The following is a 20,847-nucleotide window of genomic DNA, read 5'->3' on the forward strand; positions in this document are numbered from 1 at the left end:
TGACTGTTTCGTGTAGTAGCCACTTCACCAACTGACACAGGCGAAGCGAATGATCAGTCCCTCCATCACGGTTGCACTAGAGGTCAATGGCCGCACCCGCGAAGTCAGCGCCATGGCGGACACGCCGCTGTTGCTGGTGCTGCGCAATGACCTGGCACTCAACGGCCCCAAGTACGGCTGCGGCCTGGGCGAGTGCGGTGCCTGCACGGTGATCATCGACGGTGTCGCGGCACGCTCATGTGTGTTCCCGCTGGCGGGCGCGGCAGGGCGTGAAATCGTCACCCTCGAAGGCCTCGGCACTCGCCAGGCGCCGCACCCGGTGCAGCAGGCGTTTATCGACGAGCAAGCCGCGCAATGTGGCTACTGCCTCAACGGCATGATCATGACGGCCAAAGCCTTGCTCGACCGTAATCCCAACCCCAGCGAAGCCCAGATCCGCAACGAACTCTCGGGCAACCTCTGCCGCTGCGGCACCCATATCGAAATCCTGCGCGCGGTATTGCGTGCTGCTCACCTCTTGACCGTGGATGGCCGACCATGACCGATATCCCACTTTCCCGTGACCAGTGGCTGGCCAAGACGGGCGTCTTGTTGATCGTCGACGATGTGCTGCCGCCCTCCGGCCCGGTGGCCAAGGGCGGCACGCCGACTGTGAAACCCAAAGAGCTGGGGCTGTTTATCGCGGTCAACGATGACGGCCTGGTCTATGCGTTCAACGGCCATGTGGACCTGGGCACCGGCATTCGCACCTCGCTGGCGCAGATCGTCGCCGAAGAACTGGACCTGACGATGGACCAGGTAACCATGGTGCTGGGCGACACCGAGCGCGCGCCGAACCAGGGCGCGACGATTGCCAGCGCGACCTTGCAGATTTCGGCGATCCCGCTGCGCAACGCGGCCGCCGAAGCACGACGTTTTTTGCTGGCGCGGGCGGCGGGGCGCTGGGGCGTGAGCACCGCCAGCCTCAAGGTCGAAGCGGGCGTTATTCAGGCGGCAGACGGGCGCGCCACCCCTTACGGTGCGTTGGTCAGCGGCCAGCATGACCAGTTGCGTATCAGCGGCGACGCCCCCTTGAAAGCCATCGAGGATTACCGCCTGGTGGGCAAGGGCGCCGCGCGCGTGGATATCCCCGGCAAGGCCACGGGCGAGCTGACCTACGTGCACGACATGCGCGTGCCGGGCATGCTGCACGGCCGCGTCGTGCGCCCGCCGTATGCCGGTCTGGACTGCGGGGATTTTGTCGGCAATAGCCTGCTGCGTGTGGATGAAGCGTCCATCGCGCATATCCCCGGCATTGTTGCCGTGGTGGTGATCCGCGATTTTGTGGGCGTGGTCGCGTTGCGCGAAGAGCAGGCGATCAAGGCCGCCCATGAGTTGCAGGTGCAGTGGAAGCCCTGGAATAACGCCCTGCCGGACATGAGCGATGTCGAGCAGGCGATCCGTGACAACCCGCGCGTACGCCGCACGGTGCTCGATCAGGGCGATGTCGATGCAGCCCTGGCGGGCGCCAGCCAACGGATGCCGCGCAGCTACCTGTGGCCCTATCAAATGCACGGCTCAATCGGCCCGTCCTGCGCCGTGGCCGACTATCAGGCCGCGGGCAGTCGCGTGTGGTCGGGCAGCCAGAACCCGCATCTGCTGCGCGCCGACCTGGCCTGGTTGCTGGACTGTGATGAAGCCCTGATCGACGTGATTCGCATGGAAGCCGCCGGGTGCTATGGGCGCAATTGCGCCGATGACGTCTGCGCCGATGCGTTGCTGTTGTCGCGCGCGGTGGGCAAGCCGGTGCGCGTGCAACTGACCCGCGAACAGGAACACCTGTGGGAGCCCAAGGGCACGGCGCAGTTGATGGACGTGGACGGCGGCCTCAACGCAGACGGCAGCATTGCCGCGTACGATTTTGAAACCAGCTACCCCTCCAATGGCGCGCCGACCCTGGCGCTATTGCTGACCGGCCGCGTTGAGCCCGTGGCGGCGATGTTCGAAATGGGCGACCGCACCTCGATCCCGCCGTATGACATCGACAACATGCGGGTGACTATCAACGACATGGCGCCCATCGTGCGCGCCTCGTGGATGCGCGGTGTGTCGGCGTTGCCCAATACCTTTGCCCACGAATCGTATATCGACGAGCTGGCATTTGCCGCCGGCGTCGATCCGGTGGAGTACCGCCTGCGCTACCTCAAGGACGAGCGCGCCATCGACCTGGTCAAATCCACCGCCGAACGCGCCAACTGGTCACCGCGCACCGCGCCCATGCAAACCGCCAGTGAAGACCATTTGTTGCGCGGCCGTGGCTTTGCTTACGCGCGCTACATCCACAGTAAATTCCCCGGTTTTGGCGCGGCGTGGGCCGCCTGGGTGGCGGATGTGGCCATCGACAAACACACCGGCGACGTCTCGGTGACGCGGGTGGTGATCGGCCATGACTCGGGGATGATGATCAACCCGGCGGGTGTGCAGCATCAGATCCACGGCAATGTGATCCAGTCCACCAGCCGCGTATTGAAGGAGCGGGTGACCTTTGAGGAATCGACGGTGGCCAGCAAGGAGTGGGGCGGTTACCCGATCCTGACCTTCCCTGAAGTGCCGCAGATTGACGTGCTGATGATGCCGCGCCAGGACCAGCCGCCGATGGGCGCCGGTGAGTCGGCCTCGGTGCCCAGCGCGGCGGCGATTGCCAATGCGATCTATGACGCCACCGGCATTCGTTTTCGTGAGTTGCCGATCACGCCCGAGCGGGTGTTGGCAGCGTTGAATGCCGGCACCCTCGGCGAGCCTGCGACGTCGCCACAGAAACGCAAAAAATGGTGGTTCGGCGCGCTGTTTGCGACGCTGGGCGCGGTGATGGCCACGGCCTGGCCGTTTCACAGCGCGATCGCACCGATTGCCCCGCCCAGCGCCGGCACCTGGTCCAAGGCCACCCTGGAGCGCGGGCGTTTGCTGGCGGCGGTGGGCGATTGCGCGGTCTGCCATACGGCACCGGGCGGCGCGAACAATGCCGGTGGGTTGGCGCTGGAAACGCCGTTCGGCACCCTGTACAGCAGCAATATCACCCCGGATGTGAACACCGGCATCGGTGCCTGGTCGTACCCGGCATTCGAGCGGGCGATGCGTGAGGGCATTGGCCGTGACGGGCGCAATTTGTACCCGGCGTTTCCCTATACGGCGTTTCGCAATATCAATGAGGCGGACATGCAGGCGCTGTATGCCTACCTGATGTCGCAAGCGCCAGTGAGCCAGGCGCCGACGCCGAATGCCATGCGCTTCCCGTTCAATATCCGGCCGTTGATGGCGGGGTGGAATGCATTGAACCTGAGGCGCGGTGAAATCACGCTGCAACCGGAGCGCGGCGAGCAGTGGAATCGCGGTAATTATCTGGTCAATGGTTTGGGGCACTGCGCCGCGTGCCATTCGCCACGCAACCTGATGGGGGCGCAGAAGGGCGGTAAATCCTTCCTGGCCGGTGGCATGGTTGATGGGTGGGAAGCGCCGGCGTTGACAGGTTTGTCCAAGGCGCCAACGCCATGGACTGAGGACCAGTTATTCACCTATTTGAGCACCGGCTATTCCGATGCCCATGGCGTGGCGGCGGGCCCGATGGGGCCGGTGGTGACTGAGTTGGCGAAGTTGCCCAAGACCGATATTCGCGCGATGGCGGTGTACCTGGCATCGCTCAAGGGCGAGGCGACGGCTGAGGCGCAAACCGTGGCGGCAGCGACGGTGCCCAATCCCAATGGTCGGCGTGTATTTGAAGGGTCGTGCAAGGCCTGCCACGCCGAGGGTCTGGGGCCGAAACTGTTTGGGGTGAGCCCGTCATTGGCGACCAACACCAATGTGCACAGTGATCAGCCGGACAATTTGATCAAGGTGATTTTGCAAGGGATCAGCAACCCGGCGACCAAGGACCTGGGGTATATGCCGGGGTTCAAAGACAGTTTGTCGAACACTCAGGTTGCCGACTTGGTCGAGTACCTGCGCGGGCAATTTGCGCCGAATGCGGCGCAGTGGAAGGGGGTGGAGCAGAAGGTCGCACACCTGCGGGCCAACCCGGGCACCCACTGATATTCCACAACCGGTGAAGGTCAAATGTGGGAGCTGGCTTGCCTGCGACAGCGGTGTGTCTGCACCGAAAATACTACCTGACACATCGCCATCGCAGGCAAGCCAGCTCTCACAGGGATTAAAGCCGGTTTCTATAATGAGCTAGGGGAGACGCCCCTCAGCACCAAATCAGTGATAAACCCCAGCCAATCCTGCTGTTGCCCCTTATCCGCCAGGTCTTCACCCAGAAACGAACTGAGGGTATGGCGGTTGGAGTTATAGAAGTAGCACAGCGAAGCGATCATCAAGTACACGTGCTTGAGGTCGACCTCCTGGCGAAATACACCCTGGGCCTGGCCGGCCTCAATGATCGGCTTCAGCACGCCAACCGCTTCGCCCGACAATCGGCGCATCTCCCCGGACTGTTGAGCGTGTTTGCCTTGGTGCAGGTTCTCGATGCTCAGAATCGCCACGAATTCCGGATGCTTGACGTAGTAATTCCAGATAAACGCAACCAGGTCCTGCAGCGCCTGCACGGGCGCCTCCAGGTTGAGCTTGAGCTTGCTTTCGGCCTGGTTGAACTGCTCGTAGATGTGTTCCAGCACGCAGATGAACAGGTGTTCCTTGCTGCCGAAATAGTAATAAAGCATGCGGTCGTTGGAGTCGGCCTCCTTGGAAATGGTGTCGACGCGCCCGCCGGAGTAACCGTCGCGGGTGAACACCTTGACCGCCGCCTGCAAGATGCGCGCGCGTGTCTGGTCGGCCTGCTGAGCCCGAATACCGGTCTTCTTGATCACCATCTCAACGCGCCTTGCAGCCAGTCTGGGCGCGAAATATAGCATGGGCTTTTTCGCGGCCGTTCTGTGACCGACAAGTTCTGTAATAAAAACGCCACTGCGCTGGGGATTGGATCCGAGTCGGGCTATTTTGGTGCATCCCAATAACTAGAGTAGCCACGGATGAAATACCAACCCTTCAGCCGCACCTTAATCGCCACCGCTCTGGTACTGACGGTCAGCGGTGTGCACGCCGCTTCCCAGGCCCCGGTGGCCGGTGAAAACGGCATGGTAGTCACCGCCCAGCATTTGGCCACTCATGTGGGGGTGGATGTGCTCAAGGCCGGCGGCAACGCAGTCGATGCGGCCGTGGCCGTGGGCTATGCGCTGGCGGTGGTGTACCCGGCGGCGGGTAACCTCGGTGGCGGCGGCTTCATGACCGTGCAACTGGCGGATGGGCGCAAGACCTTTCTCGACTTCCGCGAAAAAGCCCCCCTGGCGGCCACCGCCGACATGTACCTGGACAAAGACGGCAAGGTCGTCGAAGGCCTCAGCGCCAAGGGCCACCTGGCGGTCGGCGTGCCCGGCACCGTGTCCGGCATGGAAACCGCGCTGAGCAAGTACGGCACGCTCAAGCGCGCCCAAGTGATTGCCCCGGCGATCAAGCTGGCGGAAAACGGCTTTGAACTGGAGCAGGGCGATATCGACCTGCTGCACACCGCCACCGGTGAGTTCGAGAAAGACAAAGACCTGCGCGCGATCTTCCTGCACAACGGCCAACCGATGCAGGTCGGCCAGAAACTGGTGCAGAAAGACCTGGCCAAGACCCTCAAGGAAATCTCCGCCAAGGGCACCGACGGCTTCTATAAAGGTTGGGTCGCCAAGGCTCTGGTGGATTCCAGCCAGGCCGGCAAGGGCATCATCACCCAGGCCGACCTCGACAAATACAAGACCCGCGAGCTGGCGCCCATCGAGTGCGATTACCGTGGCTACCACGTGGTCTCGGCACCGCCGCCGAGCTCGGGCGGCGTGGTGATCTGCCAGATCATGAACATCCTCGAAGGCTACCCGATGGCGGACCTGGGCTATCACTCGGCCCAAGGCCTGCACTATCAGATTGAAGCGATGCGCCACGCCTACGTGGACCGTAACAGCTACCTCGGCGACCCGGACTTCGTGAAGAACCCGATCGCCCACCTGCTGGACAAGGACTACGCCGCCAAGCTGCGCGCGGCCATCGAACCGCAGAAGGCCGGGGATTCCCAGGCGATCAAGCCGGGCGTGTCGCCGCATGAAGGCAACAACACCACGCACTATTCCATCGTCGACAAGTGGGGCAACGCAGTGTCGGTGACCTACACCCTCAACGACTGGTTCGGGGCTGGTGTGATGGCGAGCAAGACCGGCGTGATCCTCAACGATGAAATGGATGACTTCACCGTCAAGGTCGGCGTGCCGAACATGTACGGGCTGGTCCAGGGTGAAGCCAACGCCATCGCACCCGGCAAGGCGCCGCTGTCGTCAATGAGCCCGACCATCGTGACCAAGGACGGCAAGGCCGTGATGGTGGTCGGTACGCCAGGGGGCAGTCGGATTATCACCGCGACCTTGCTGACCATCCTGAATGTCATCGACTACAAGATGAACATCCAGGAAGCCGTCGATGCGCCGCGTTTCCACCAGCAGTGGATGCCTGAAACCACCAACCTGGAGACCTTCGCGGTGAGCCCCGACACTCAGAAAATCCTCGAGAGCTGGGGCCACAAGTTTGCCGGGCCTCAGGATGCCAACCACCTGGCCGCAATCCTGGTGGGCGCGCCGTCCCTGGGTGGCAAGCCGGTGGGCAACAACCATTTCTACGGGGCCAACGACCCGCGCCGCAATACCGGCCTGTCCCTGGGCTACTGAGGCATGAGGTGGTGATGCAGGTGAGCCAGGGACAGCGCCAGGCTGTCATGCGATAACTGGGTGGCGGCGCCTTCGGCGCTGTCTCTGGCGGCCGGCATCACACGCTCGAACATGTGGTTTTCATAAGCCTGCACTGCTGCCGAGCAGTCAGGCGTCTGGAGCAGATGCTGCGCCAGTTCGGCCGCATCGAGCATCGCTGCATTGACGCCTTCGCCACCAAATGGCGACATCAGGTGCGCTGCATCGCCGATCAATGTCAACCCCTGACGGTGGTTCCAGCGATGGCCCACGGGCAGGGCGTAGATGTGGCGCGTCAGCACGGTTTCGTTGGCCGCTTCAAATAACGCCAGGATGTCCGCGTGCCAGCCTTCGAACTGGGCTTTGAGCGCAGACACACTGCGGGGCGCGGCGGCCCAGTCGGTGGGCACGCGGAAGATCGCGTAGCCGCGCAAGTGCGCGTTGGCATTGCGTTGCACGATGATCGCCTTGGCGCCGCCTTCGACTTCCAGCTTGCCGCGACCGACCAGCCTGGCGATGTGCGGGTGTTGGCGGTCGACATCATCGATGCCGAACTCGATAAACGTCAGCCCGCTGTACTGCGGCACGTAAGGCGACAGCAGCGGCCGGATTTTGGACCAGGCGCCATCGGCACCGACGACCAGATCGAATGGGCCGTGGCTGATCTCGCCCTGGTGCAGCGTCCAGCGTGCGTGCTCGACCGGGCGAATGGCGCTGATGCCGACGCCCCAGTTCACACAGCCTGCGGGCAGCGCCTCCAGCAGGATCTGGCGCAAGGCCGTGCGGTCGACCTCCGGGCGGTCTCCGGCATCAGGGTTGGGTGCTTCGAACAGCAGGCGAGCGTGTTGATCCATCAACCGTGAGCCTTGGTCTTCGTAGCGCGCGATCCGGTTGAAGGCGTCTTCCAGGCCGGCACGTTGCAGCGCCAGTTGGCCGGAGTCGACATGCAGGTCGAGCGTCCCGCCTTGCGGGCGTTCCAGCGGCCCGCGCTCGCGCTCGAACACGCTGACGGCAACGCCATGACGTGTGAGGATTTGCGCCAGGGTCAATCCGCCAGGACCGGCACCGACAATCGCAATACGCGTTGGAATGATCATTGAAATGGCCCTTGGCGATGTTTATAGGATCCTATACATTTGATGCATAGGCTCCTATGGAAAGTCAACGACCCCATGAATGTTCAAACCCCGTCACCCAATCCCATGCAACAGATCGGTCTCGCCAACCGCGGTTTTATCCGCCTTTACGAGGGCCAGCTACGCGCGTTGGGGTTTGCCGTGGCGCAAATTCCGGTGCTGGTGGCGCTCAAGCACAGCGAGGGTCTGCCCCAGGCTGAATTGGTGCGCATCGCCCGTGTCGAGCAGTCGAGCATGGCGCAGCTGCTGGGGCGCATGGAGCGTGATGGAATGATCCAGCGCATGGTCGACCCCGCAGACAAACGCAGCCGCCTGATCACCCTCACCGATGCGGTGCGTGAACGCATGCCTGCGGCCTACGCCGTGATGGTGCAGGGCACGGCGCAGGCGCTGCAGGGCTTCAGCGCTGAGGAAGAGGCGACGCTGCTGGCGTTATTGCTGCGCGTGAATGCCAACCTGGAGCGCGGTTTGGATTGAACATCCGCGCCGCTTTCAGGTTCTACCCCAAGAGCCCTGAAAGGACCGGACCGATGAAAGCGCTGAAAATCGCCACCTTCAATATCAACGGCATCCGTGCCCGTCTGCCCAACCTGCTGCAATGGCTTGAGCGCGAGCAGCCCGATATTGTCTGCCTGCAAGAGCTCAAGGCGCCGCAAAGCCTGTTTCCCTATGCCGACTTCGAAGCAGCCGGCTACGGTGCGATCTGCCTGGGCCAGGCCTCGTGGAACGGCGTGGCCATTTTGGCGCGCGATGCCCAGCCGCTGGAGAGCCGGCGCGGCTTGCCGGGCGATGACAGCGACACGCAAAGCCGTTACCTGGAAGCCGCGGTGCATGGCGTGTTGATCGGTTGCCTGTATCTGCCCAATGGCAACCCGCAGCCTGGGCCGAAATTCGAGTACAAACTGGCCTGGTTCGAACGGCTGATCGACTACGCCCAGGCGCTGCAAGCCAGCGAACACCCGGTGCTGCTGGCCGGGGATTTCAATGTGGTGCCCACCGACCTCGACATCTACAACCCGCGCTCCTGGCTCAAGGACGCTTTGCTGCAACCCGAGAGCCGCGCGTGTTATCAGCGCCTGCTGGAGCAGGGTTGGACTGATTCGCTGCGCCATCTGTACCCCGAAGAGCGCGTCTACACCTTCTGGGATTACTTCCGTCAGCACTGGCAGACCAATTCCGGGCTGCGTATCGATCACCTGCTGCTCAATCCCGCGCTCAAGCCTTACCTCAAAGACACCGGCGTAGACGCCTGGGTGCGCAATGAGCCGCACGCCAGCGACCATGCACCGACATGGATTCAACTGAGCACCCGCAAAAAGCGCTAATCAGCGCGAATAATGGCCAAGGCCTCGGCTTTGCCCAAGGGGTGCTGCATGCGTTGTGACAGGCGCGCCATGGCTTGCTGATGTTCGCAGGCAATCACGGCTTCGACTTGATCATCACGGCACAGCAAGGCAATGAAGTCGTGACGATTCACATCACCTTCCACGTGCAGGCGGTTCCAGTGCTGCGGATGGCCGAGCACTTCAAAGGTTTTGCCGAAGTGGTAGGTCCAGAAGAAGGGCACGTCGGCGTACACCTGCGTGTCTCCAAGCATATTGCGCGCGGCCAGCACGGCCAGTTGCTGGGCCACGCGCCAGTGCTCGATGCGTGTCGGCTGCTGACGCCAGGCAAAAGTCACGTTGTCGCCGGCCGCCCATAACCCAGGCGCCACCTGTAAATGGCTGTCTGCGTTCAGCGACTGATCCTCGGCTTTGTCGACGCCCTGGATAAAGCCTGTGGCGGGTGTGACGCCAACGCCCATTACGACCAGGTCTGCCGCCAGGCGCTTGCCGTTTTTAAGCAGCACGGTACTCACCGCGCCGTGACCGTCGAAGCGTTCGGGCTCGGTGTTGCAGTGAAAGATCACGCCATTGTCTTCGTGCAATTGGCGAATGGCCGCACCGATGCGCTTGCCCAATTGCGCAGCGAGAGGAATGTCATGGCGGCTGACCACCTGCACCACCAGGCCCCGTTGGCGCAAGGCGGACGCGGCTTCCAGGCCGATAAAACTGTCGCCGACAATCACCGCGCACGCTGCCGACTGCGCTGCTTCATCGATTCGCGCTGCATCCTCGCGGCTGCGCAGCACAAACACGTGGCTCAATACGGCGCCGGGGATGTCCAGTGGTTGCGCTTCGCCTCCGGTGGCGACCAGTGCCGCGTCATAGTCGAAGTGACGACCGTCGGCGAGTTCGATGCGTTTGGCGTGGGCGTCCAGGTGCTGAACTTCGCCGTGAATGCCAATGGGCTGCTTATCCAGCAGTGGCGGCGTGTCTTCGGGCGTCATCTGGCCCGCGATCACGAATTTGCTCAGGGCGGTGCGGTCGTAGGCCGGAGCTTGTTCGCGGTCGATCCACAGCAATCGTCCGCTGAAGCCCTGCTGATGCAACGTCGCCACGGCGGCAGTGCCTGCCGCGCCAGCGCCGATGACCGCAAAACAGCGGTGTTCATCCCGCGCTGGCGCGGCTTCGGCGACGATGGGCTCGTCGCCAACACTGACCACGCCATCGTGCACCTGCACTGGGTATTGCGTGAGCCCGACCAGTGCCGGAGGTTCGATGACGGCGCCGCTGTCCACGGCAAACGCCGCTTTGTGCCAGGGGCAGATGATCCGCCCGTTACAGATCACACCTTCTTCCAGCGGAGCGCCGGCGTGCGGGCAGTCGGCCTGGAAGGCGCGCACCCGGTCGCCGACACGCACCAGCAAGACAGGATGCTTTGCCGCGGTGACGCGAACGCCACGGTTTTCCGGCAAGTTAATCAGGCGAGCAACAATGCGCATGTTCATAGGCCAATCTCCTTTAGAAGATTGACTGGCGCCGAAGGAAAGGGACTGCGTCGACCCGATGGTCGGTACTCAGGATCGGGCCTTACGCCAGCAGTTGCGCCACCGCTTCAAATGCCTTGTCACGCCGCGCTTGCCAATCGCCGCCAATCACCACGGCGGGCTGCTGGTGCTGTTCGATCCACGCCAGGCTGCCCTGGAAAAACGCCCGACGATCAGCCAGTTCCGGTTGGCAGCGCTGGCCGTCGGCGGTCCACTCCACATCCTCGGGAGACAGCAGCAGATGCAGGTCGTAATGCCGGGCCAGGAGTTCGTCGTCCAGCCAGGCCGGGTAGTCGCCGAACAGCGTCTGGCTCCACAGTTTGTTCGTCAACAGGTGAGTATCGAGCACCAGCAGGTTGGGCTGTTCGGCGCGGGCAGCGTCTTCCCAGGCCAGCTGGCCGCGGGCGATCGCCGGAATATCCGCCAGGGTGGTGTCGCGTTGGTGATGGTCGATGAAATACCGCACGTATTCGCCAACCATCAGCCCGCCAAAGTGTGCATGCAGTTCAGCCGCCAGCCAGCTTTTGCCGCTGGATTCGGGGCCTGCCAGTACTACCACTTTCATGCGTGCAACGCCGGGTCGCTGCGCCATTCACGCCAGCCTTGCACGGCAATCGCGGTGAACAGGGCATAAAGCGCGGCGGTGAGGTACAGGCCTTTGTAGAGGAACAGGCCGACGAAGATCACGTCCACGGCGATCCACAGTGGCCAGCATTGCACGCGTTTTTGCGCCATCCACATTTGCGCCACCAGGCTGAAGCCGGTGAGGGCGGCGTCGAGCCACGGCTGGGCGGCGTCGGTCCAGTGGGCCATGGCCGCGCCGAGCAGCAGGCTGAAGACGGCGCCGACGGCCAGGCTGCTCATGATCGCGGGCACGCCGAGGCTCGTGACCTGGCGGCCTTGCTTGACCTCGCCGGCGCGGGTCCATTGCCACCAGCCGTAAAGTTGCAGGGCGGCGTAGACCACTTGCAGGAGCATGTCGGAATAGAGCTTTACGTCGAAGAACACCCAGGTGTAGAGCAACACCATGACCAGGCCGATGGGCCAGCACCAGGGGTTTTGTTTGACCGTCAGCCAGACAGCGATCACCCCCAGGGCGGCGGCGAACAATTCAAGCCCGGACATGGCGGTTCCTTGGGAGAGTGGGAGAGGGCGCTAATTGTAACCAGAGGTGAGGAATGTTTAAACGCGGATGTGGAGGCATACACATTGCTGCGGTCATAGCGGCTGGCGTGGTTTGACGAGGTGCCTGAGATTGATGTCAAAAGCAGAGCACGGCGTGCGTGGCAGAAGCTGAGCAACACCCCATCACCAGATGTACTGAGCATCAACTGTGGGAGCGGGCTTGCTCGCGAAGGCGGTGTGCCAGCGACCTATGAGCTGGCTGAACCACCGCATTCGCGAGCAAGCCCGCTCCCACAAGTTGACTGCGTTCAGCGGCCAGCGCCGTACTGCTTTGCTTTTCTGTGGGAGCTGGCTTGCCTGCGATGCAGGCACCTCGGTGTATCAGGCACAACCAGTTGATGCCATCGCAGGCAAGCCAGCTCCCACATTGAATTGGGTTCAGCTCTCAAGATCAGGTCGGCTGTCAGGCCGCCTCGCCTTCGCTTTTGATCTAACCACTCAGGTCGGCTACTAGGCCGCCGTGCTTTGCTTTTGATTTTGATCTCAGGCGCCCCGTTAAACCACGCTGGCCGAACGCAGGCTTGAATCCGTGGGTAACCCGGCAGGACGCCGGGTTAGCCGTGTTGGGCCATGGATGGCCCGTCACGGCGGCCCACGGATTCAAGCCTGCGTTCGGGCACACCGAGCCCAAGCGAGGTGCCGAGTGGTGGGGCAAGAGCCCTTTGGTTATTTTGGGGCTTTTCCAAAGCGACCCGCCGTAAGGGCGGAACCCAAAGCGGCCATCACCCAAACACCGGATATGTACACCCACCCCCCCAAAAAAAGCTAAACCTTGAACTGCCGCAGCAACCCGTCCAACTCCTCACTCAACCCACGCAAATGCGCACTCGCCACGCTGGATTGCTCCGCCGCCAGCGCAGTGCTGTGAGACAACCCGGCCGCCTGGGTGACGTTCTGGTTGATATCCTCCACCACATGCGCCTGTTGCAAGGTCGCGCTGGCAATCGAGGCATTCAGCCCGTTGAGGTTACGCAACGCCTGGCCAATGGCGTTAAGACTGGCACCGGCCTGCCCAGCCTGTTCAATCGTCAGCTGCGAAGCGCTATGGCTGTCACTGATCACCTTGACCGCCGCTTCCGAGTGCCCCTGCAGACGCTCAATCATCACTTGGATTTCAGCAGTGGATTTTTGCGTACGTTGAGCCAGCAGCCGCACTTCATCGGCGACCACCGCAAACCCACGGCCCTGCTCCCCGGCGCGTGCGGCCTCAATGGCCGCGTTAAGCGCCAGCAGGTTGGTCTGGTCAGCGATGGAGCGGATCACTTCCAGCACACCACCAATCTGCGTGCTCTCGCTGGACAAGGTGCGAATCACCTCCACGGCCTGGCTGATGGTGCCGGAGAGCTGGTCGATCTGCTGCAAACTACCGTCAATATTCACCTGGCCCTGCTGCGCCTGGGCCTGGGCATCGCGCATCTCACTGGCGGCATGTTCGGCGTTTTTCGCCACGTCCTGCACGCCATAGGTGACTTCATTTATCGCCGTCGCCACCAGTTCCATCTGCTGCGACTGCTGTTGGCTGCGGTCATGCGCCTGGCTGGCGTTGTTGCCCAATTCCGTGGACGACTGGCCCAACGCATTGGCGCACACCTGCAACTGGCCGACCACCTGGCGCAGCTTGGCGGTAAAGCTGTTGAAGTGCCGAGACAACTGGGTGACTTCGTCGCGCCCGTGGGTGTCGAGGCTGCGCGTCAGGTCGCTTTCGCCACTGGCGATATTGGCCATGGCGTTCACCGCCGCCTGCAACGGCGTCACGATGCTGCGCACAATCAGGGTGACCAACACGGCCATCAGCAGAGCGATGCCCAGGCCAATCAGCGAGGCCTTCCACACCTGGCCCGTGAACTCGGCCTGCACATCATCCACGTACACGCCGGAGCCGATAATCCAGCCCCAGGGTTCGAACAGCTGGATGTACGAGGTTTTCTCCACGGGCGCTTCGGCGCCAGGTTTGGGCCAGCGATAGTTGACGATGCCGGCGCCCTTGGCCTTGGCCAGGATCACGAATTCGTTGAACACCGCAAAACCGTCCGGGTCGCGGATCGCCGAGAGGTTCTGGCCATCCAGCTTGGGGTTGGCCGCGTGCATGATCATCACGGGCGTCAGGTCGTTGATCCAGAAGTAATCGTCGTGGTCGTAGCGCAGGCCACGCACCGCGCTCAGGGCTTGCTGCTGCGCGGCTTCACGGCTGAGCACGCCGGTTTTCTCAAGGTTCTGGTAATAGGCCAGCACCCCGCTGGCGGTCTGCACCACGTGCTGGGTCTGCTGACGTTTGGCCTGGTAAAGGTCGCCATGGATCTGCTTGAGCATCAACAGCCCCAACGTCAGCAGCATCAACACGGCGACTATCAGGATCAGCCAGAGGCGGCGGCTGATCGACATACTGCGCAAACTGTTCATCGTCCTGTCACTCCATGCTTTTTATAATTGTGGGCGCTGCATCGAAATTTCCGGCTTGTCTGATAGGCTTTCGGCCTGTAATTGAAAAACCTGAGTACTCCCTGATTTTTCACGAAATTTTTGCAGACCGATGTTGAAAATCAGCACCGGAACTTGAGTGCGCTTGTCGTCAGTGAACTATTAAAAAGACAGTCAAGGCATGCCGACAGGCATGACCTTTGGGGGATACATGGATTTTTGGACCGCCATACAGGCATTGATTCTTGGCGTGGTGGAGGGGCTGACAGAGTTCCTGCCCATTTCCAGCACCGGGCACCAGATCATCGTCGCCGACTTGATCGGCTTCGGCGGCGAACGCTTTGAGGCGTTCAACATCATCATTCAATTGGGCGCGATCCTGGCGGTGGTCTGGGAGTTTCGGCGCAAGATCCTCGACGTGGTCATCGGCTTGCCGACCCAGCCCAGTGCCCGGCGGTTTACGGCTAACCTGATCATCGCGGTGGCGCCGGCCATCGTGCTGGGGGTGATTTTTGCCGACCTGATCAAGCACTACCTGTTCAACCCGATCACCGTGGCCACCGCCCTGGTCGTGGGCGGCGTGATCATGTTGTGGGCCGAGCGCCGCCAGCATGCGGTCCATGCTGAAACCGTGGACCAGATCACCTGGAAAGACGCGCTCAAGGTCGGCGTGGCCCAGTGCCTGGCCATGATTCCGGGCACCTCACGCTCCGGCGCCACCATCATTGGCGGCCTGTTGTTCGGCCTGTCGCGCAAGACCGCCACCGAGTTTTCGTTTTTTCTGGCGATGCCAACCATGGTCGGCGCGGCCCTGTATTCGGGCTACAAGTACCGTCACTTGTTCCAGCCCGATGACCTGCCGGTGTTTGCCATCGGGTTTGTCACCTCGTTCATCTTTGCGATGATCGCGGTCAAGGCCTTGCTCAAGTTCATCGCCAGCCACAGCTATGCGGCCTTTGCCTGGTATCGCATCGCGTTCGGTGTGCTGATCCTGGCGACCTGGCAGTTCGGCTGGATCGACTGGTCGGCGGTCAAGCCATGAACATTCAGCATCCGCGCCTCAAGGCGCTGATCTTTGTGCTGCTGTGCGCCGCGCCGCTGCTGGGAGCGGCGCTGGTGTGGCATCGCGGTGAGACAGTGATCCCGCTGGCCGCTTATGGCGTGGTCAGCGTGGTGGCGTTTTTTCTTTACTGGGGTGACAAGCGCAAGGCTGAGACAGCAGGCCCGCGCGTTCGCGAAAACATCCTGCACGCCGTGGAACTGGCCGGCGGGTGGCCCGGGGCGTTGATCGCCCAGCAGGTGTTCCGCCACAAGACGCGCAAGGTGTCGTACCAGGTGCTGTTCTGGGTCATCGTGTTGCTGCACGAGGTGTTCTGGCTCGACCAGTTATTCCTGGGCGGCACGCTGCTTTCAATCCTCTAGCAACAGCCCGATCTGCGTGCGCTTGGGCAGTTTGCTCACCACCAATTGGTGAGAACGCCGCAACAGGCCACGCAGTTCCTCGGCGCCCAGCGGGTAGGGCGTGTTCATGATGATCCACTGTGCCCGCGCCAGATAAGGCGCCGGGTGGATGCCGGGGCGGTCGACATGGCCGAGGAACAGGTCCTTGTCAACCTTGAACGCCAGCGATTCGCCCCGCAGGTTCTGCAGGGCGAACATCTTGTTGCCGGCGATCGAAAACACCCGCACGCCGCCCCATTTATAGTCTTCCCGCGCGCCGGGCAGGCTCAGGCAGAAGGCGGCGACGTGTGCTTCAGTCATTTTCATAGCAAGCGGTCTCCGCAGCCCTTGAAGGCTTCTTCCAGGTAGTCGATCCAGGCACGAATGGCCGGCAGCACGCCACGGCGATGCGGGTACACCGCCTGCAACCAGCCGCCCGGCGACGACCATTGCGGCAGCAGCTGCACCAACTGGCCGCTGGCCAATTCCTCTTCGCAGTACATCATCGGCAAGACGGTGAAACCCAGGCCTTTGAGGGCACAAGCCTTGCGCACGATGAAGTCGTCGATGCCTAGGCGGGCTTCCAGCGCGAGGTCCTGAGCGTTGCCTTGCGGGTCGATCAGGCGCAGGTGGACCAGGCGGTCGGCCTCCAGCGCGCCGAGCACCGGCAGTTGTTTGAGGTCTTCGAGGCTGTCGATGTGCCGACCCTGGATGAATTCAGGGCTGGCCACCAGCAGGGTCTGGGCCTGGCGCAGGCGCTTGGTCACCAGCAGCGGGTCTTCATCGCCCGACTCGCGCACGCGCAGGGCCACGTCGATGCCCTCAGCCACCAGGTCGACACGGCGGTTCACCAGCGTCATTTCCAGCTGCACCAGCGGGTGGGCGGCGAGAAAACCGGCAACCATGTCCGGCAACATGTGCTGGGCCATGCCCACCGGGCAACTGACCCGCAGGCGCCCGCGCGGTTCGCTGGACATACTGGCCACGGCCTCGTCGGCCATTTCCGCTTCCAGCAGCATGGCCTGGCAATGGCGCAAATAACGCTCGCCTACCGCAGTGAGGGTCAATTGGCGGGTGGTGCGCTGCAACAGGCGCGCGCCGAGGCGTTCTTCCAGCTCGGCAATACGCCGTGACAGCCGTGACTTGGGAATCCCCAGCAGCCGGCCGGCCGCCGCAAAGCCGCCGGCCTCGACGACTTTGGCGAAATAGTAGAGGTCGTTGAGGTCTTGCATGGTCAACCTATTGTCCTGTCAGTGGGACGAACTATCCGCGTCTGGCGAGGGCAAATCCACTACAAAAAAAGCGAGCGCCGTGTGGCGGCTCGCTGTGGACGCGATTAAACGCTTAGAACTGCGCGCCCGCCATCAGCACATACTTCACATGCACGTACTCTTCGATCCCGTAATAGCTGCCCTCACGGCCATAACCGGATTGCTTGATACCGCCAAATGGAATCGACGCGGTGCCGACCGAACCGGAATTGAGGATGACCATCCCAGCCTCCAGTTGGCGCGACAGCCGCAACGAACGCCCCAGCGCGCGGGTGTAGGCATACGCCACCAGGCCAAACTCGGTCTGGTTGGCGCGCGCGATGACTTCCTCTTCATCCTTGAATGAATAGAAGGCGAACACCGGCCCGAAGATTTCCTCAGTGGCCAGCGGCGAGTCGTCGCGCAAACCGGTCAACACGGTGGGTTCGTAGAACAACCCGCCCCTGGCGTGGGGCTTGCCGCCCATCAGCACGCTGGCGCCGGCGGCCTTGGCGTCTTCCACCAGGCGGACGACTTTGTCGAAACCCAGTTGATTGACCAGCGGCCCGACCACAAAGTCTTCGCGCAGGCCTTGATCCACGTCGATTTTGGCAACCGCCGCCTGCACCCGTTGGACGAACTCGTCGAGGATGCTGTGCTGCACAAAAATCCGGTTTGGCGAGATGCACACCTGCCCGCTGTTGCGCAGTTTGGCGCTGACCAGGCCCTTGACGGCCTCATCCAGGTTGGCGTCCTCGAACACGATAAACGGAGCGTTGCCGCCCAGTTCCAGGGTCATTTTCTTGAGGGTGGCCGCGCATTGCGCCGCAAGCAATTTGCCGACAGCGGTGGAGCCGGTAAAGGTGATTTTGCGAATACGCGGGTCGCCGGTGAAGATCAGGCCGATCTCCCTGGGATCGCCGACCACCACTTCCAGCACGCCGGGTTCGATACCGGCCTTGCGCGCGTATTCCAGCAGCTTGATGGCGGTGAGCGGCGTGTCTTCGGCAGGTTTGATGACCATGGTGCAACCCGCCGCCAAGGCTGTGGCGACTTTGCGCGTGATCATCATGAACGGGAAATTCCACGGGGTAATTGCCGCGACAGGGCCAATGGCTTCCTTGGTCACCAGCACGTTGGCGTTGCGGTCGTGGGTGGGCAGGGTGTCGCCGTACACGCGCTTGGCTTCTTCGGCGTACCACTCGATAAAACCCAGGCCGTAATCGATCTCGCCCCGGGCTTCGGTGAGGCACTTGCCATTTTCGCGGCACAGCAGTTCGGCAAAGGCTTCCTTGTCAGCCTTAACGGCGTCGTGCCAGCGGCGCAGGATCTCGCTGCGCTCCTTGGCGAGCGTGGAAGACCATTCAGGGAACGCCGCGCAGGTGCGGTCGACCGCCGCTTTGACCTCAGCCGAGGTGTTCTTGGCAACGCGGCCGATTTCTTCACCGGTGGCGGGGTTGTAGACGATAAGCATCAGGGAATCTCCGAGGGCTGAACGTGGTGTTTCAGGCTACGGAAACGGGCGGCTTGAGCGAATATCCAAACCAATCTGCTGATTGCCTATTCCTATGAGTGCATAGCCACGGCGACGATTGCGCAGTAACGTGCGGTTTTCGCCAGGAGCCTTGCACCATGGGCCGTACTCAACGAATCATCGAGCTGATGGGCACCCTGGCGCCTGTCGAAGGCTATAACCTGACCGCGTTGGATGATGTGCGCTTTTTGCGTTCCAACCGGCCCTTGCATCGAGTACCAGTGCTCTACGATCCCGGCATTGTGATTGTCTGCCAGGGGTGCAAGCGTGGCTTTCTGGGGGAAGACATTTACCTGTATGACGCACAGCATTACCTGGTGGTCTCGGTACCTGTGCCGTTCACCATGGAAACCGAGGCCAGCGAAGAGGAGCCCATGCTGGCGGTGTACCTGCGGCTGGATTTTACCCTCGCCGCCGAATGGATGGTGGCGCTGGATGACTTCCCTGACCTGGTTGAGGCCAAGCCCCGCGGCATGTATTCATCGCCCATGGATGAGCCGCTCAGCGAGTCGTTGCTGCGTTTTCTCGAAGTGATGCGTGTGCCGATGGACGCGCAACTCCTCGGCCCGTCGCTGGTGCGCGAAATCTACTACCGCATCCTCACGGGTGCGCAGGGCGGCTCGATGCGCGCCGCGCTTAACCAGCAGGGCCAGTTCGGCAAGGTCGCGCGGGCGATCCGCAAGATTCACGGCTGCTACCACCAGCACCTGGACGTGGAGGCCCTGGCGGCGGAAGCCGTGATGAGCGTGCCGAGTTTTCATGCGCACTTTCGCACGGTCACGGGCACCTCACCGATGCAATACCTCAAGTCCACGCGCCTGCACCAGGCGCGCTTATTGATGTTGCGCAACGACATCACCGCCGCCACGGCGTGTGCCAGGGTCGGCTATGAGAGCGCTTCGCAGTTCAGCCGCGAGTTCAAACGCTTTTTCGGGCGCACGCCGCAGGCAGAGATCCAGTGGATGAAGCGCACCTACGCGTTGCCGGCGCCTACGTCGGCGTCGATTTATGTGTCGTCCCACTGAACAGGGTCATCAGCAAGGCCAGCCCGGCAAAGGCCGCGCCGGTGAGGGCCTGACCCTGCCAGCCGTAGTGCTGCGAGGCAAAAGCGCCGGCCGCCGAGCCCAGGGCGCCGCCGATAAAGTAGACCACCATGAACACGGTGTTCAGGCGGCTGGTGGCTGAGGGTTCCAGCGCCAATACGCGGGTCTGGTTGGCCAGTTGGTTGGTCCGGTTACCCAGGTCGAGGAAGGTGGCCGCGATCAGGATGGGCCACCACCAGCCGCTCAGCCCAAGGCTGTAGATCAGGATAAACGCCACCAGCACCGTGGTGATGCCGGCGCGTTCGAGCAAGCGCCCATGGCGCCGGGTTTGTTGGCCGATGGTCGAGGCGCAGAGGATGCCGACAATGGCCGAGAGCTCCACCAGGCCTGCCTGGGCACTCGAAAAGACATACGGCGGCAAGGCCAGCAAGGCGGCCATCGAGCCCCAGAACACATTCAATGCACCAAATACCAGGGCGCCCTTGAGCGCCGACTGGCGCAGGGTCGGATATTGCCTGGCCAAACCCCAGAGGGATTTTAGCAAGGCGCCATACGCGAGTTTGCTGGTGGAGATCGACACCGGCATGCGCGTCAGGATTGCCATAAACAGCAGTACATCCAGCGCCGCGGCCACGGCAAACATGCCGCGCCAGCCCAGCCAACCGCTGACCACGCCGCTGACGGTCCTGGCCAGCAAGCCACCGGCCGACAAGCCGCTGACCATCAGGCCCAGCACCGCGCCTTTCTGTTCGAGGGTACTGAGGTCGGAAGCGGCGGGAATGATCACCTGCGCGCTGATCCCCGACAGCCCCAGCAGCCCGCTCGCCACCAGCAGCCAGGTGTAAGACGGCGCCGTGGCCGAGGCCAGCAGGCTGATGAAGTTCAGGCACAGCACGGCCAGGATCAGGGTGCGTCGGCTGATCCGGTCGCCCAGCGGCACGAACAGCAGCAGGCCACAGGCATAACCGAGCTGCGTGAGCATCGCGATCTGCCCGACGTGCGCGGTCGACACCGCAAAGGTGTCGGCAATCAGCGGCAGCATGGCCTGGTTGTAGTAAATCGTGGCGACCGAAAACCCGCAGCAGATGGCTAGGATCAGGGTCAGGCTCTTGGTCAGGACGGGAGAGGGTGAGTGCATGGCGTGGCCGCTGGCTGTCGGATCTGCCGGCGAGAATGAAGCCAAGCGCGGGCGAAATCCAGTGCGTCAGCGCATCAGGCAATAACCT

18 protein-coding genes are annotated in these 20,847 nt (G+C 62.5%); 8 read left to right on the plus strand and 10 right to left on the minus strand.

Going from position 1 to position 20,847, the window contains the following annotated elements; translation table 11 throughout:
- Positions 1-49 precede the first annotated feature (49 nt).
- A complete protein-coding gene (locus AC19YS_RS14385) occupies positions 50-541 on the plus strand; it encodes a (2Fe-2S)-binding protein (protein WP_106577957.1) in 492 nt (163 codons plus the stop codon).
- Positions 538-4,065, plus strand: a complete 3,528-nt coding sequence (locus AC19YS_RS14390) for a molybdopterin cofactor-binding domain-containing protein (protein ID WP_500602099.1) — start codon at positions 538-540, stop codon at positions 4,063-4,065. The genes AC19YS_RS14385 and AC19YS_RS14390 overlap by 4 nt, the downstream gene beginning before the upstream one ends.
- 131 nt (positions 4,066-4,196) lie before the next feature.
- Here AC19YS_RS14390 and AC19YS_RS14395 read toward each other — a convergent pair whose 3' ends face one another.
- A complete protein-coding gene (locus AC19YS_RS14395; protein ID WP_500602101.1) occupies positions 4,197-4,844 on the minus strand; it encodes a TetR/AcrR family transcriptional regulator in 648 nt (215 codons plus the stop codon).
- Between the two features lie 159 nt (positions 4,845-5,003).
- Here AC19YS_RS14395 and ggt point away from each other — a divergent pair, with 159 nt between their 5' ends.
- Positions 5,004-6,728: a gamma-glutamyltransferase gene (gene ggt, locus AC19YS_RS14400; protein WP_500602102.1), complete on the plus strand. Its 1,725-nt coding sequence runs from the start codon at positions 5,004-5,006 to the stop codon at positions 6,726-6,728.
- Here ggt and AC19YS_RS14405 read toward each other — a convergent pair.
- Entirely contained in the window at positions 6,722-7,843 is a 1,122-nt protein-coding gene (locus tag AC19YS_RS14405; protein ID WP_500602104.1) for an FAD-dependent oxidoreductase, read from the minus strand. The genes ggt and AC19YS_RS14405 overlap by 7 nt on opposite strands.
- Positions 7,844-7,918: 75 nt before the next feature.
- Here AC19YS_RS14405 and AC19YS_RS14410 point away from each other — a divergent pair, with 75 nt between their 5' ends.
- Both AC19YS_RS14410 and xth read left to right on the plus strand, forming a co-directional pair.
- The gene (locus AC19YS_RS14410) at positions 7,919-8,359 is read left to right on the plus strand and encodes a MarR family winged helix-turn-helix transcriptional regulator (RefSeq protein ID WP_214247002.1); all 441 of its coding nucleotides are present in this window, start codon (positions 7,919-7,921) and stop codon (positions 8,357-8,359) included.
- Between the two features lie 53 nt (positions 8,360-8,412).
- Positions 8,413-9,207: an exodeoxyribonuclease III gene (gene xth / locus AC19YS_RS14415; RefSeq protein WP_500602106.1), complete on the plus strand. Its 795-nt coding sequence runs from the start codon at positions 8,413-8,415 to the stop codon at positions 9,205-9,207.
- Here the strand turns inward: xth and AC19YS_RS14420 are convergent.
- From AC19YS_RS14420 to AC19YS_RS14435, 4 genes are all read right to left on the minus strand, one after another.
- Complete coding sequence (locus AC19YS_RS14420; protein ID WP_500602108.1) at positions 9,204-10,712, minus strand: FAD-dependent oxidoreductase; 1,509 nt, start codon at positions 10,710-10,712, stop codon at positions 9,204-9,206. The genes xth and AC19YS_RS14420 overlap by 4 nt on opposite strands.
- An 82-nt stretch (positions 10,713-10,794) precedes the next feature.
- Entirely contained in the window at positions 10,795-11,316 is a 522-nt protein-coding gene (locus AC19YS_RS14425; RefSeq protein ID WP_124418867.1) for an AAA family ATPase, read from the minus strand.
- Entirely contained in the window at positions 11,313-11,876 is a 564-nt protein-coding gene (pnuC, locus tag AC19YS_RS14430; RefSeq protein ID WP_179677623.1) for a nicotinamide riboside transporter PnuC, read from the minus strand. Before pnuC ends, AC19YS_RS14425 begins: the two co-directional genes overlap by 4 nt.
- A gap of 825 nt (positions 11,877-12,701) precedes the next feature.
- Positions 12,702-14,336 (minus strand): methyl-accepting chemotaxis protein, encoded by a 1,635-nt coding sequence (locus AC19YS_RS14435; RefSeq protein WP_200624647.1) that lies wholly within the window; start codon positions 14,334-14,336, stop codon positions 12,702-12,704.
- Between the two features lie 229 nt (positions 14,337-14,565).
- Here AC19YS_RS14435 and AC19YS_RS14440 point away from each other — a divergent pair, with 229 nt between their 5' ends.
- Positions 14,566-15,396: an undecaprenyl-diphosphate phosphatase gene (locus AC19YS_RS14440; protein WP_106577971.1), complete on the plus strand. Its 831-nt coding sequence runs from the start codon at positions 14,566-14,568 to the stop codon at positions 15,394-15,396.
- Positions 15,393-15,776: a DUF1294 domain-containing protein gene (locus tag AC19YS_RS14445; RefSeq protein WP_179607769.1), complete on the plus strand. Its 384-nt coding sequence runs from the start codon at positions 15,393-15,395 to the stop codon at positions 15,774-15,776. Before AC19YS_RS14440 ends, AC19YS_RS14445 begins: the two co-directional genes overlap by 4 nt.
- Here AC19YS_RS14445 and AC19YS_RS14450 read toward each other — a convergent pair.
- The 3 genes from AC19YS_RS14450 to AC19YS_RS14460 form a co-directional block, all read right to left on the minus strand.
- On the minus strand, positions 15,765-16,121 hold the full coding sequence (locus AC19YS_RS14450) for an MmcQ/YjbR family DNA-binding protein (protein ID WP_106577973.1): 357 nt from the start codon (positions 16,119-16,121) through the stop codon (positions 15,765-15,767). The genes AC19YS_RS14445 and AC19YS_RS14450 overlap by 12 nt on opposite strands.
- Positions 16,118-17,026: a LysR substrate-binding domain-containing protein gene (locus AC19YS_RS14455; RefSeq protein WP_106577974.1), complete on the minus strand. Its 909-nt coding sequence runs from the start codon at positions 17,024-17,026 to the stop codon at positions 16,118-16,120. Before AC19YS_RS14455 ends, AC19YS_RS14450 begins: the two co-directional genes overlap by 4 nt.
- A 112-nt stretch (positions 17,027-17,138) precedes the next feature.
- A complete protein-coding gene (locus tag AC19YS_RS14460; RefSeq protein WP_500602112.1) occupies positions 17,139-18,518 on the minus strand; it encodes an NAD-dependent succinate-semialdehyde dehydrogenase in 1,380 nt (459 codons plus the stop codon).
- Between the two features lie 158 nt (positions 18,519-18,676).
- Here AC19YS_RS14460 and AC19YS_RS14465 point away from each other — a divergent pair, with 158 nt between their 5' ends.
- Complete coding sequence (locus AC19YS_RS14465) at positions 18,677-19,603, plus strand: AraC family transcriptional regulator (RefSeq protein WP_179677620.1); 927 nt, start codon at positions 18,677-18,679, stop codon at positions 19,601-19,603.
- Here AC19YS_RS14465 and AC19YS_RS14470 read toward each other — a convergent pair.
- Entirely contained in the window at positions 19,569-20,759 is a 1,191-nt protein-coding gene (locus AC19YS_RS14470) for an MFS transporter (protein ID WP_500602113.1), read from the minus strand. The genes AC19YS_RS14465 and AC19YS_RS14470 overlap by 35 nt on opposite strands.
- Positions 20,760-20,847 lie beyond the last annotated feature (88 nt).

The organism is Pseudomonas sp. MF08831 (genome assembly GCF_059862645.1).